Origin of the sequence: Bacillus sp. 37MA (genome assembly GCF_000372765.1) — a bacterium.
GTDB classification, from domain to species: Bacteria; Bacillota; Bacilli; order Bacillales; family Domibacillaceae; genus Domibacillus; species Domibacillus aminovorans.
Genome location: NZ_KB889752.1, coordinates 1914361 through 1926831 on the forward strand (window position 1 = coordinate 1914361; position 12471 = coordinate 1926831).

Annotated in this window: 17 protein-coding genes; 1 reads left to right on the plus strand and 16 read right to left on the minus strand. The window is 44.0% G+C overall.

The window, feature by feature from the left end; genetic code table 11:
* Nucleotides 1-36: 36 nt before the first annotated feature.
* The 9 genes from panD to A3M5_RS0110740 all read right to left on the minus strand — a co-directional run bounded on the left by panD (nt 37) and on the right by A3M5_RS0110740 (nt 7175).
* On the minus strand, nt 37-420 hold the full coding sequence (panD, locus tag A3M5_RS0110700) for an aspartate 1-decarboxylase (protein WP_018393764.1): 384 nt from the start codon (nt 418-420) through the stop codon (nt 37-39).
* Nucleotides 405-1277 carry a pantoate--beta-alanine ligase gene (gene panC / locus A3M5_RS0110705; protein WP_018393765.1) on the minus strand — a complete coding sequence of 291 codons (873 nt, stop codon included), beginning with the start codon at nt 1275-1277 and terminating at the stop codon, nt 405-407. The genes panD and panC overlap by 16 nt, the downstream gene beginning before the upstream one ends.
* The gene (gene panB, locus A3M5_RS0110710) at nt 1274-2113 is read right to left on the minus strand and encodes a 3-methyl-2-oxobutanoate hydroxymethyltransferase (protein WP_018393766.1); all 840 of its coding nucleotides are present in this window, start codon (nt 2111-2113) and stop codon (nt 1274-1276) included. Before panB ends, panC begins: the two co-directional genes overlap by 4 nt.
* Nucleotides 2114-2360: 247 nt before the next feature.
* On the minus strand, nt 2361-3335 hold the full coding sequence (locus A3M5_RS0110715) for a biotin--[acetyl-CoA-carboxylase] ligase (protein ID WP_018393767.1): 975 nt from the start codon (nt 3333-3335) through the stop codon (nt 2361-2363).
* Nucleotides 3320-4513 (minus strand): CCA tRNA nucleotidyltransferase, encoded by a 1194-nt coding sequence (locus A3M5_RS0110720; protein ID WP_018393768.1) that lies wholly within the window; start codon nt 4511-4513, stop codon nt 3320-3322. The genes A3M5_RS0110715 and A3M5_RS0110720 overlap by 16 nt, the downstream gene beginning before the upstream one ends.
* Nucleotides 4506-5648, minus strand: coding sequence for an N-acetyl-alpha-D-glucosaminyl L-malate synthase BshA (gene bshA, locus A3M5_RS0110725; protein ID WP_018393769.1), 1143 nt, complete (start codon nt 5646-5648; stop codon nt 4506-4508). Before bshA ends, A3M5_RS0110720 begins: the two co-directional genes overlap by 8 nt.
* Nucleotide 5649: 1 nt before the next feature.
* On the minus strand, nt 5650-6042 hold the full coding sequence (locus A3M5_RS0110730; RefSeq protein WP_018393770.1) for a methylglyoxal synthase: 393 nt from the start codon (nt 6040-6042) through the stop codon (nt 5650-5652).
* Nucleotides 6043-6057: 15 nt separating this feature from the next.
* Nucleotides 6058-6855, minus strand: coding sequence for a 4-hydroxy-tetrahydrodipicolinate reductase (gene dapB, locus A3M5_RS0110735; protein WP_018393771.1), 798 nt, complete (start codon nt 6853-6855; stop codon nt 6058-6060).
* Nucleotides 6852-7175: a nucleotide pyrophosphohydrolase gene (locus tag A3M5_RS0110740; protein WP_034286755.1), complete on the minus strand. Its 324-nt coding sequence runs from the start codon at nt 7173-7175 to the stop codon at nt 6852-6854. The genes dapB and A3M5_RS0110740 overlap by 4 nt, the downstream gene beginning before the upstream one ends.
* Before the next feature lie 107 nt (nt 7176-7282).
* On the opposite strand from A3M5_RS0110740, the gene A3M5_RS0110745 reads away from it, so the two are divergent.
* The gene (locus A3M5_RS0110745) at nt 7283-8152 is read left to right on the plus strand and encodes a YitT family protein (protein WP_018393773.1); all 870 of its coding nucleotides are present in this window, start codon (nt 7283-7285) and stop codon (nt 8150-8152) included.
* A gap of 38 nt (nt 8153-8190) precedes the next feature.
* Here the strand turns inward: A3M5_RS0110745 and A3M5_RS0110750 are convergent, their stop codons facing one another.
* From A3M5_RS0110750 to A3M5_RS0110780, 7 genes are all read right to left on the minus strand, one after another.
* Nucleotides 8191-8871: a zinc metallopeptidase gene (locus A3M5_RS0110750; RefSeq protein ID WP_018393774.1), complete on the minus strand. Its 681-nt coding sequence runs from the start codon at nt 8869-8871 to the stop codon at nt 8191-8193.
* Nucleotides 8872-8943: 72 nt separating this feature from the next.
* Complete coding sequence (locus A3M5_RS0110755; protein WP_018393775.1) at nt 8944-9150, minus strand: sporulation protein YpjB; 207 nt, start codon at nt 9148-9150, stop codon at nt 8944-8946.
* Nucleotides 9151-9213: 63 nt separating this feature from the next.
* Complete coding sequence (gene lhaT, locus A3M5_RS0110760; RefSeq protein WP_155894703.1) at nt 9214-9798, minus strand: lipoprotein heptaprenylglyceryl N-acetyltransferase LhaT; 585 nt, start codon at nt 9796-9798, stop codon at nt 9214-9216.
* A 51-nt stretch (nt 9799-9849) separates the two neighbouring features.
* On the minus strand, nt 9850-10617 hold the full coding sequence (locus tag A3M5_RS0110765; RefSeq protein WP_018393777.1) for a menaquinol-cytochrome c reductase cytochrome b/c subunit: 768 nt from the start codon (nt 10615-10617) through the stop codon (nt 9850-9852).
* Nucleotides 10618-10662: 45 nt separating this feature from the next.
* The gene (gene qcrB, locus A3M5_RS0110770; RefSeq protein ID WP_018393778.1) at nt 10663-11337 is read right to left on the minus strand and encodes a menaquinol-cytochrome c reductase cytochrome b subunit; all 675 of its coding nucleotides are present in this window, start codon (nt 11335-11337) and stop codon (nt 10663-10665) included.
* A gap of 14 nt (nt 11338-11351) precedes the next feature.
* Nucleotides 11352-11855: a Rieske (2Fe-2S) protein gene (locus tag A3M5_RS0110775; protein WP_018393779.1), complete on the minus strand. Its 504-nt coding sequence runs from the start codon at nt 11853-11855 to the stop codon at nt 11352-11354.
* A gap of 153 nt (nt 11856-12008) precedes the next feature.
* The gene (locus A3M5_RS0110780; protein WP_026221678.1) at nt 12009-12470 is read right to left on the minus strand and encodes a YpiF family protein; all 462 of its coding nucleotides are present in this window, start codon (nt 12468-12470) and stop codon (nt 12009-12011) included.
* Nucleotide 12471: the final 1 nt, after the last annotated feature.

Genomic DNA, 12471 nt, shown 5'->3' on the forward strand with positions numbered 1-12471 from the left:
TAAAAAAGACCGCTTCACGCATAGCGGTCTGAAAGGTTACATAATGGTTGCGGCCGGCTCTTGATGTAGCATATCCGCAATGTGATTGTTTTCGTCCATAATCAACACGTTTGGTTTATGATCTTTCACTTTTTCTTCCGCGACCATCACATACGAAATAATGATCACGGTGTCCCCTGGCTGCACGAGACGCGCTGCTGCTCCGTTTAAGCAGATAACGCCGCTCCCCCGCTCGCCTGGAATGATATACGTTTCAAGACGTGCACCGTTATTATTATTCACGATTTGCACTTTTTCGTTTGCCATCATACCGGCTGCATCGAGTAAATCTTCATCAATCGTAATGCTGCCGACATAGTTTAAATTTGCTTCTGTCACTGTCGCACGGTGAATTTTACCGTTCATCATTGTTCGAAACATGACGCTCTTCCTTTCACAGTTAAGATGACATTATCAATTAACCGGGCATTTTTATATTGAACAGCCGCCGCTATCATGATCGTTCCCTCTATTTCACGTACCGGTTCAAGCCCCGGATACGAAAGAATTTCTACATATTCTACTTCCGCGCCTGAATGGTCATTCAAATAATGAATGGCCTGTTCTTTTAAACGGCTCACATTTGTTTCACCCGCTTCAAGCGCTTCTTTCACATGAGATAAAACCTTGTAAATCGCCGGCGCTTTTTCACGTTCTTCCGGCAGCAAGTACACATTACGCGAGCTTTTCGCAAGTCCGTCTTCTTCTCGTACTGTATCAACACCAACGATCGTAACACGCACATTGAGGGAATCGACTAAACCATAAATAACCGCCAGCTGCTGTGCATCTTTTTTACCAAAGTACGCCTTATCTGGCTCAGTTATATGAAATAGCTTTAAGACAACGGTTGCGACACCGTCAAAATGACCTTCCCGCTTTAATCCGCATAATGCGTTCGTCCGTTTTTTCACCGTTAACACGACTGCTGGCTCGTCTGGATACATGTCGTCAACAGATGGCATAAACAAGTAATCAACGCCAGCACTTTCCGCCAGTACTGTATCGCGTTCCGGATCACGTGGATACCGCTCGTAATCTTCATTCGGACCGAATTGAAGCGGATTGACGAAAATAGACATAATGACAACATCATTTTCCTTCCGCGCCTGTTTCGCCAATGTGATGTGTCCTTCATGTAAAAACCCCATTGTCGGCACGAAACCGATGGTCTGTCCGTTCTTTTTTTCCGTGTGGACGACGTCTTTTATTTGCGCCACCGTTGAGATCACTATCATGATTGCACACCTCCATACAGCTGGTCAAGTTCATCTTCATTCATCGTAAATGCATGTTCAGCAGCCGGGAAAACGCCGGCTTTTACATCTGTCACGTACGACTGAATAGCCGGTACACCTTGATTATCAAAATCCGCATAGCTTTTCACAAATTTTGCCGTGCGCCCGACACCGTAGCGCATCAGATCATGATAGACAAGGACCTGTCCATCTGTTTTGGCGCCCGCACCAATGCCGATAACAGGTATTTGCAGCGTTTTTGAGACAGATTCAGCCACTTGATGCGGCACACACTCAAGTACCAGCATAAACGCACCGGCCTGCTCCATTGCTTTCGCATCAGCAAGGAGACGATGGGCCGCTTCAGCTGTTTTCCCTTGTACTTTATATCCACCCATCACTCCGATAGACTGAGGCGTTAAACCAAGATGGGCACAAACCGGTACTCCCGCAGCCGTTAACTCACGAACACGATCGACAATATCACCGGCTCCTTCTACTTTTACCGCATCTGCTCCTGCTTCTTGCATCAGTTTTCGTGCCGCTTTCATCGTTTCTTCTTTGTTCACATGATACGTCATAAATGGCATATCGGTAATGGTAAATGTTTCAGGTGCACCACGCTTTACTGCTTTCGTATGATGAATCATGTCTTCAAGCGTCACCGATACGGTTGACTCGTAGCCAAGAACGGTCATACCTAGTGAATCACCGACAAGAACAACATCTACTCCACCTGATTGTACTTGTTTTGCTGATGGAAAATCGTAGGCGGTGACCATGGAAATATTTTCATTATTTGCTTTCATTTGGATAAAATCAACTGTTCTTTTCATCTGTTCGCCCTCCTTTTAAATTAGAGGTGACGAAACAATATAAAAAGGGTCCTCAGCAAAAAGGCAGAAGGACCCGTTCAATACGGCTTAAATGTTTCGACCCTCTGTCCCTGTCCATATGGATCAAGGCAGTTTACGTCTTATTAAGTAAGATTTCATTTTCACTTGTTTAACCGGTGCAGCTCAACTTGATACCGCCTGATTTAAGTTCATTATAACAGGGTGTGTATTCTTTGACTACGATAATTTACTGTTCGATTTCAATATCGGCTGAATAAATATCATGAATGATTCCATTTTCATCTTCCAATTTCAAAACACCATCATCGGTAATACCGAGTGCTTTACCACGGATTGTCCCCGTGACGGTGCGTGCAATAATGTGACGTCCGATTGAAATAGCATATGACTCCCATTTCTCTTTAATGAGACTGAATCCGTTCGTCATATATTCATCGTAATACGTCTCCAAGTTTTTCATAATTGCTTGAACAATTTTTGCACGAGAGACCGTTTCCCCTTTTTCAATCGCAATCGATGTTGCAATATCAGCAAGTTCTTCCGGAAATTCACGCTGGTTCACGTTCACACCGATGCCGATGATAATCGAGCGGATATGATCAGCGTCTGCTTGCAATTCAGTTAAAATACCAGTGATTTTTTTCCCGTTTAACAATAGGTCATTCGGCCATTTAATGGACGGCATGACACCTGCTGTATCACGAATTGCTTCTGTAACGGCGACTGCCGCAATAAGCGTAAACTGTGGCGCTTTAAAGGGAGGCAGTTCCGGTTTTAAAATGATACTCATCCAGATGCCAGTATATTTTGGCGACTGCCACGGACGCGCCATCCGTCCTCTCCCCTCTGTTTGCTCTTCTGCGATGACGAGCGTGCCTTCTTCTGCTTCTTCCGCAATTTGATGCGCTTCTTTTTGCGTTGATTCCACGCTTTCTTTAAAGACAATCCGCTTGCCTAAACGGTTTGTTTCAAGTCCGATCAGTAATTCATTTTCACTCACTTTATCTGGCTTGGACGTAATACGATACCCTTTTTTTCGGACCACTTCGAGTTCGAATCCTTCTTGGCGAAGTGATTCGATATGCTTCCAAACCGCTGTGCGTGAGCAGCCGATCATATCAGCAAGCGCTTGTCCGGATACGAATTCGCCGTCCGCTTTTGAAAAAGCTTCAAGTAACGTATGCTTTACAGAAGATTGCACGACCGCAACCACTCCTTTATTTGTTCTTTCTTATTTTCAATTTCACGATTCACAACCGCTTTTTCGGATAATATGAGACATTCTTTAATCCAGATGCCGCGTTGTTTTCCGCTCAACTCCATTAAATCAGAACCCGTTATGTCTAGTTCATCCCTGTCTTTGATCGGCAGTGCTTGCCAGTGGGCAATGACATCTGTTGATTTTGATTCACGTCCATCAAGCACTGCTTCTACTTCAGCACAGTCAACTGCTGCTTCAAGCTGTGCCTCGTATAACAGAACATCGTGCCAGCCTTCTGCACGCACTCTTCTTAATGTACGAACACCTTTTTCAATTCGTTTAATCCGTTTCGCTGACATGCGCCAGTTACGCAAAAAGTCTGTTACGTGTCTGTCTGTTGCTTCATAAGCGATGAGCAGCCACATTTGATCCGCGTTTAATGACTTTAACGTTCTTGCCTTCATTTGGACAAGTGCTTTTTTTTGACTGGAAAGACCAGGTAGAAACAGAAAAAGGCCTGTCTCAATGAGGACAGATAATCCTTTCTCTTTAGCTAAGCCAGCGAATAGCTTATCCATTTCATTCAGTTTTCGTTCAACCGCAATGTGCGACAACAGCGGCGCATATTCTTTCATTGCCTGCATCGTGTCCGAATCAAGTTCGAACGAAAGCTGACTGACAAATCGGGCGGCACGCATGATACGGAGGGCATCTTCTGAGAATCGCTCTGATGCATCTCCAACGGTCCGAATCATTCGGTTGTTCAAGTCTTCCCTTCCATTAAATGGATCGATAAACTGCCCATTGGACGTCATAGCCATGGCATTCATCGTAAAATCACGGCGCTTTAAATCTTCTTGCAGCGACCGAACGAACTGGACATCATCCGGCCTTCTAAAATCACTGTACGTGGATTCTGTGCGGAATGTGGTCACCTCGAAACTGTGACCATTAAGCAAAATAAGAACGGTTCCGTGCTCAATCCCAACGTCTACTGTGTGAAGAAAGACGGTTTTGACTTCATCCGGTGTGGCGGATGTTGCGATATCTACGTCATGAATGGGTCTATTTAAAAAAAGATCTCGAACTGCTCCTCCCACAAAGTATGCTTCATAACCGGCCGATTCAAGCGCCTGCAAGATCGGGAATGCTTCTTTAAAAAAAGGATCGTCAATCATAATCATTCTCCTTTAAAAGACGATCATACACCCGTTCATATTGCTCTACAATATCCGCTGAATGAAAACGTGTCTTCACCGTTTTAATGGCCTCGTTTTTTACTTTTTCATACAACAATTGATCCGTTAACAGTGTTATAGCCGCTTCGCTAATCGCTTCAATGTCGCCAATCGGACGGATGAAACCATTCTTCCCATCATCAATCACTTCTGGTATCCCGCCCGCGTCTGTTCCAACACATGGCACACCGCACGCCATTGCTTCAAGCGCAACGAGACCGAAGCTTTCTTTTTCAGACAAAAGCAGCTTCAAGTCGCTAATCGCATACAGTTCTGCTAAATTGTCCTGTTTGCCAAGATAAAGGACACGCCCTTCAAGTCCGAGTGCTTCGACAAGCCGGCAGACGACTGTCATTTCAGGGCCATCGCCGATGAGAAAAAGTTTCGCAGGCATTGACTCCGCAATACGGGCAAATACATTGATAACATCTGTAACCCGCTTCACTGGCCGGAAGTTCGACACATGAATAATGACTTTTTCACCGTCTTCAATGCCATACTCTTTTTTCAAATGATAAATCGATTCCATTGGCCGGTAGACACGTTCATCAATAAAGTTGTACACCGTTTCAATGTTTTTCTCGGGCGCAATCAGTTCCTTTGTCTGGCTTACAAGTGAATGAGACACAGCGGTGACCGCATCAGACTGTTCAATGCCAAATTTAATTGCCTGCGTGAGCGATGAATCAGATCCGAGCACCGTAATATCCGTTCCGTGCAGCGTTGTCACAATTTTTACGTTTGATTTCGCCATTTGTTTTCCTAGAATCGCACAAACCGCATGCGGAATGGCATAATGAACGTGCAATATATCGAGCTTTTCCCGTTCAATGACATCCGCCATTTTGCTGGCAAGCGCAATATCATATGGTGGATATTGAAAAACGGAGTATTGATTGACGTCCACTTGATGAAAGAATATATTATGATACATCCGGTTCAGACGGAATGGAACGGCCGATGTAATGAAATGAATGTTATGTCCCTTTTCTGCCAGCAGCTTTCCGAGCTCCGTCGCTACAACGCCCGAGCCGCCGACAGTTGGATAGCAAGTTATACCAATGTTGAGTCTCATCTTATTCGCCTGCCGTTCCCTCACTCATCTCTGCTAAAATACCATTTACGATGGCGCGCGCTGTTCCAATGTTTGTCGCAAGCGGAACCGCATATACGTCGCAAAGACGCAAGAGCGCCGTTACATCCGGCTCATGCGGCTGTGCTGTTAACGGGTCACGGAAGAAAAAAACAAAATCAATTTCGCCGCGGGCAACGCGGGCACCAATTTCCTGATCGCCCCCGAGCGGCCCTGATTGAAAACGATGTACATCAAGAGCGGTTGCCTCCATAATTCTAGTACCAGTCGTACCAGTCGCGAATAATGAATGCAAAGCAAATACATCTTTATGAAGTGAAACAAACTCGATTAAAGCATCTTTCTTTTTATCATGTGCAATAAGTGCAATATTCATAAATAAACCCCTCCATTAATCAAGAATATTTTCAAGGCCGTACACAAGCGTTTTCGTTTTCATGACCGTTTCGACACACACTTTTACGCCGGACATAAAGGACGCCCGATTGTATGAATCGTGACGGATTGTGAGCGTTTCACCGTCTGCACCAAATAATACTTGCTGATGGGCAATTAATCCCGGCAGGCGAACACTATGAATGTGCATTCCGTTCATTTCCGCCCCTCGCGCACCTGGAATCGTTTCTTTTTCTTCCGGGTGGCCTTGCTGCTTCGGTTCGCGCACGTCATTAATCATTTGGGCTGTTTTCACCGCTGTACCAGACGGCGCATCCAATTTTTTGTCATGATGCAATTCAATGATTTCCACGTCGTCAAAGTATTTTGCAGCCAATTGTGAAAATTTCATCATTAACACGGCACCTATGGCAAAGTTCGGCGCGATAATGCAGCCAAGTTCTTTTGATTCTGATAACTCTTTTAACTCCTGAAGCTGTTCATCAGTAAATCCCGTTGTACCAACAACGGGACGAATACCATGCTCCAGCGCTGCTTTCGTATGTATATAGCCAAATTCAGGCGTCGTCAAGTCAATTAATACATCGGCTAATTGATCTGCAAAACAGTCGCGTACATCTGTATAAATTGGTGCGTCTGATCCTTTAAATCCGATATCTGACAACGTTTCGCCGCCGTGTTTCCGATCAAGCGCTGCCACTAATTCAAATTCTGGTGTGTCCATCACCATTTTTACTGCTTCTTCTCCCATGCGGCCTCGTGGACCTGCAATAATGACACGAATACTGCTCATTGTTGTTCCTCCTCGATTTTCGTCCAGCGGTCTTTATCTCTCGTCTGGAATTTATTCATGACCCGGTCATGTGCTGTCTGCAAGTCGATATCAAGCGAATTTGCTAGACAAATCGCCACAAACAAAACATCGCCGAGTTCTTCTTCAATCGTCTTTTCTTCTTCTGTCGATTTTTTCGGCTTTTCCCCGTAATAATGGTTTACTTCACGCGCAAGCTCACCTAACTCTTCTGTCAAGCGCGCCATCATCGCGAGTGGACTGAAATAACCTTCTTTAAACTGGCCGATATAATCATCGACTTCTTTTTGCATGCTTCGCATTGATTTTTCCACTTTATTCACCACTTTCTTTACCTATGTTACTAATTATAAACGGACGGCGCAATTTTTTTCTGCTTATCGTTATAATAAAGGGAAGGAGGGATTTTATGTTGTTTAGCATGCGTTTCAAAAATATCTTATTTATTTTACTGGGTTCGGCTATTTTTTCATTCGGACTCGTTCATTTTAACATGCAAAACAATCTTGCAGAAGGCGGATTCACTGGTATTACGCTTTTATTATACAGCTTTTTTCATATTAATCCGGCATATTCTAACCTTTTGTTGAATATTCCGCTTTTTTTTATCGGATGGAAATTGCTCGGACGTGTGTCATTTTATTACACACTCATCGGCACGTTTAGCGTCTCGCTTTTTTTGTGGATTTTTCAGCGCTGGCAGTTTCACATTCCACTTCATGACGATCTGTTTCTTGCAGCTTTATTTGCTGGTGTTTTTATCGGTGCCGGGCTCGGTATTACGTTCCGCTATGGCGGCACAACCGGCGGCGTCGATATCATCGCACGGCTTTTGCATAAATACCGGCAGATCAGCATGGGGAAAACAATGTTTATTTTTGATGCATGCGTCATCCTTGCCTCTCTCCTCACCTACATTGATTACCGAGAAGCGATGTATACGCTTGTCGCCGTATTCACTGGTGCACGCGTCATTGACTTCATGCAAGATGGGGCGTATGCAGCGCGCGGTGCGATGATTATTTCCAATCAAAATGAGGAGATTGCCGCTGAAATAAACAAGCGGATGGAGCGTGGCGTTACCATTTTAAAAGGATACGGCTCCTACACAAAACAACCGCGCGATGTGCTTTACTGTGTCGTCGGCAAAAATGAAATTGTCCGATTAAAAAATATGATTCACGCTGTTGATCCGCATGCATTTGTATCCGTTACAGTCGTTCATGACGTATTTGGCGAAGGATTCACGCTGGATGAAAACAAACAGCCGATCGAATGACAAAAGCACCGGAATCATGAAGATTCTGGTGCTTTTGATTAATCATCACTTTGCTGCATACCTGTATACATTAAGATCAATCGCACAAGTTCAAGTACGGCAACTGCTGCAGCGGCAACATATGTCATCGCAGCAGCATTTAACACTTTCCGTGCTTCCCGTTCTTCGTCATTCCGAATAATCCCGGATGAAACAATTTGATTTATTGCACGGTTGGAAGCATTAAATTCTACCGGCAATGTGATTACCTGGAACAATACACCCGCTGCCATTAGCACAATACCGAGCAACAGCATGTTTGTCATTGTGGAAAAGATACCGATCATAATAAACACCCATGATAAGTTTGAACTGATATTCGCTACCGGGACAAGTGCATGACGGAAACGAAGGAACGCATATGCTTCTTTATCTTGAATGGCATGGCCGACTTCATGCGCTGCGACAGCGGCACCAGCAATCGAATGACCGTGAAAGTTGTTTGATGATAAATGAACTGTTTTCGTCATCGGGTTATAATGATCGCTTAAAAATCCACGTGTCTCCACTACGTTTACTTGCTGTAATCCATTTTCATCGAGAATACGTCTCGCTGTTTGCGCGCCAGTAATACCTGTGGAAGCCGGTACTTGTGAATATTTTTTGTACGTACTTTTCACCTTAAATTGCGCCCATAATGGTACGATAATAATGATCGCAAAGTATAGTAGAAAACTCATTTACTTCTGTCTACCTCCATGTGTAATGTCGTATTTTGTTACTATTATTGTACCGATCTATTCCCCTATACGTCAATGTTTACGCTTCATCACTTCTTCTTTTTTCATTCCTTTATACTTTTTTCTCCCTGTATATACAAGTGCCGCAATGATCACACCGCCGGTCAGCGCCGTTACATGAACGAGCTGTTCTTTTTCTTTCGGCTTCATCTCTTCGGCGCCGCTCACTGGAACAAATACGAGAAGGAAACTCCATATAAAGACGATGATTTTATCCATCTCCACTCCCCCCATCCACATGTCATAGTATATGCAGGTGGGTGGAGAAAAGATGATGACTTATCACCAGGTTGTCCGGCTTGATCTGGCGCACATGTACCATGTGACAAAAATCGATATAATGCTAAGCCAGAATGTAAAATAGCCAATCTCTTGAATGTACAAATGAAGCTGTGAATAAACGGGATACTGCATATATACGTAATCAATGATTTCATTATGTAGAGTCCAGATAGCCGCAATCATCAGATGGATGACTTTCACCTTAAAAAATGGTGCATATAACAGTCCCTGTATCGCCATACCAAAATGAGAGGCGACAAGCATCCAGCCGATCCACGAGAGGTGCCCCGTCACGATTAATGTCAATATATTCATCACAACGGCCCATATCCCGTATTTAAATAGCGTCATGACAGCGAGTGCCTGCATAAGACCCCATCCGCGTCCAATAAGCAAGCCGAACAAGGCAATCGTAAAAAACAAACTTGCTGTCGGGCTATCCGGCACAAACGGCAGGTAAACCGCCGGTGTCTGCTCAAGCTGAGGCATATACCAAATATATCCGTAAACAGTGCCTACTAAATTGATCAAAAACAGTGCCCACATAAACGAACGGTTTGACAAAAGGAAGTATAGCATCGGCAATCCTCCATAAAAAAGAACCGCCGAACAAATCCGGCAGTCCTTTCTTTTTTATTATTTTGCTTCAAGCGTTGAAATGAATTCAGACAATTTAACGAGATCTTCTTCATTGCCTTTATACATTCCGGCAGGCATTCCACCTCGACCGTTTTTCGCAATTTCAGCAATTTCTTCCGGCTTCAATCCGGTGCCAACGAGTGACGGAGCAGCTGCCCCTCCGGATAATGTATCACCATGACAGTTAATACAACCGTTTTCTTGATAAATTTTGAATCCATCCGAATTTGTGTCAATCTCTGCTTCTTCTACGATGGCCCCCATTGCTTCTTTCGCTTCCCAGTCAACTGCATCGGCTGATTCCCAAGTAAGGTAAATAACCGCTGCAAATGAAAGCAGCATAAACCCTGTCGCAAATGGACGTTGCGTCGGACGGCGTTTCGGTCCACGATCGATAAACGGTGCAAGCATTAAGCCTCCAAATGCAAGACCTGGAATAATAAAACCGCCAATTACGTTGTATGGACCCGAAGCATATGTGTATTTAAGCAATTGATAGAGAAACAAGAAATACCAGTCAGGCAATGGAAGATAGCCTGTATCGGTCGGATCTGCTACACGCTCAAGCGGTGATGGATGAGCGATTGTTACGCATAAATAACCAATTAGGAATACGGCCCCGACCATCCATTCCTTCAAAAGGAAGTTTGGCCAGAAAGCTTCTGTTTTGCCTGGATATTCCGAATAATCTTTTGGTATATTTGGTTTTCGTTCTGACGGTATACGTGAGTCGCCGACGAACTTCATCCCTTTTCCACGATGCATTGTGTCCCCTCCTTCTTTTTTAAAAAATAACGGTTAATTTATTTTTTACAATGGTCCTGAAATACCTTGTTTGCGGATCATGATAAAGTGACCTGCCATTAAAGCAAGAAGAGCCGCCGGCAAGAAGAACACATGAATCGCAAAGAAACGAGTTAACGTTTGCGCACCGATAATATCAGGATGTCCAGCAAGCAATACTTTCAGTTCATGACCGATCAGCGGTGTTGAAGCCGCAATCTCGATTCCTACTTTTGTAGCAAATAGTGCTTTCATATCCCAAGGAAGCAAGTAACCTGTGAAACCAAGACCGAGCATGACGAAGAAAATAAGTACGCCGACAACCCAGTTCAATTCACGCGGCTTTTTGTACGCTCCCTGGAAGAATACACGTAACGTATGTAAAAACATCATAACGATAACGAGGCTCGCACCCCAGTGATGCATACCACGTACAATTACACCAAAAGCAACTTCATTTTGTAAATAATAAACAGATTCCCATGCATTTTTAATGTCTGGCACGTAGTACATTGTCAAGAACATACCTGACAAAATTTGAATGACAGTGACAAAAAACGTCAGACCGCCAAAACAGTATACAAATGCCGAAAAATGATGGGCCGGGTTTACGTGCTCAGGCACTTCATGGTCAGCAATATCACGCCACATTGGCGTAATATCGAGACGTTCGTCAACCCAGTCATAAATTTTATTAAGCATTTATTACGCCTCCTTTACACGTTGTTTGCCTCCGGTTTGCCAAGTTGCAGCAAGCCGCCTTTTTCAGCTGTTGGATAAACATCAAGCGGTTTAAGCGGTGGTGTTCCTGGTATGTTCTTTCCGTTCTTTTCGTACATGCCATTGTGACATGGACAGAAAAACTTGTCTTTATGATCGTTTCCTTCCCAGCTGACTGTGCAGCCAAGATGTTTACACACCGGTGATAATGCAACAATTTCGCCTTTGTCATTTTTGTATACCCAGGCGGTGTGCGTTACTTCAGATGTGTACCATGCATCGGTTTGCTCATAAGAAAAGTCGACGCGTACAGGTGTATCCGTTAATTCAGATACTTTTTGCTGTGTCGGATGATATTCGCCGGCTGCTTCTCCTTTCAGCACTGGATCTACAGCAAAACGCACCATCGGCATCAACATCCCTGCTGCCATGAAACCGCCTACACCCGTTAGTGTGTAGTTCAGGAACTGACGTCTTGATACAGGTTGTTTTTTACTCATTCTTTTCCCCCCTCTATACAATAAGCTTCGCCCTCGACGGACCGTGTATGAGCATAAACATAAACTAGGACATCATTATGATAATCTATACAGCGTAACAGGTCAATATCATCCGGAATGAAAACAGATATTAGGTTGTGACGATTTTTTGAATTATGATACACTTTCCTGCCATTTCTGTACAATAATATTGACAATTTGCTTCGCCTGATTTTCAATGAGTGAATATTTCACACTGTCTTCCATATCACCAAGTGGTACAGACGGCACCCAAATAACAGCCGCACCCGTTTCTTGTTCCCTTTCTCTCCATCGACTATCTGATGTGAAAAAGAAAACATGTTTAAATCCAACCTTTTTCAGCCTTCCTGTCCACTCAGCAGCATCGCTTACCAATTCATCACGATCCGGCAAGTAGGCATGCGGCGGTGTGACGAGCAAACGCCCTTTAAATTGTTTTTCAAGAAATGTGACGAGCAGTTGAATAAATTCATACTGTTCCGCTGCCCCAATCATACCCGGACCAAAGTCAGCTGGCACAACAGGTACAATGGCCGTGTCAATATACTCTTTTTGCTGCAAAAAAAGAGCTGTATCTTTCCCGTTCCAGTTCATT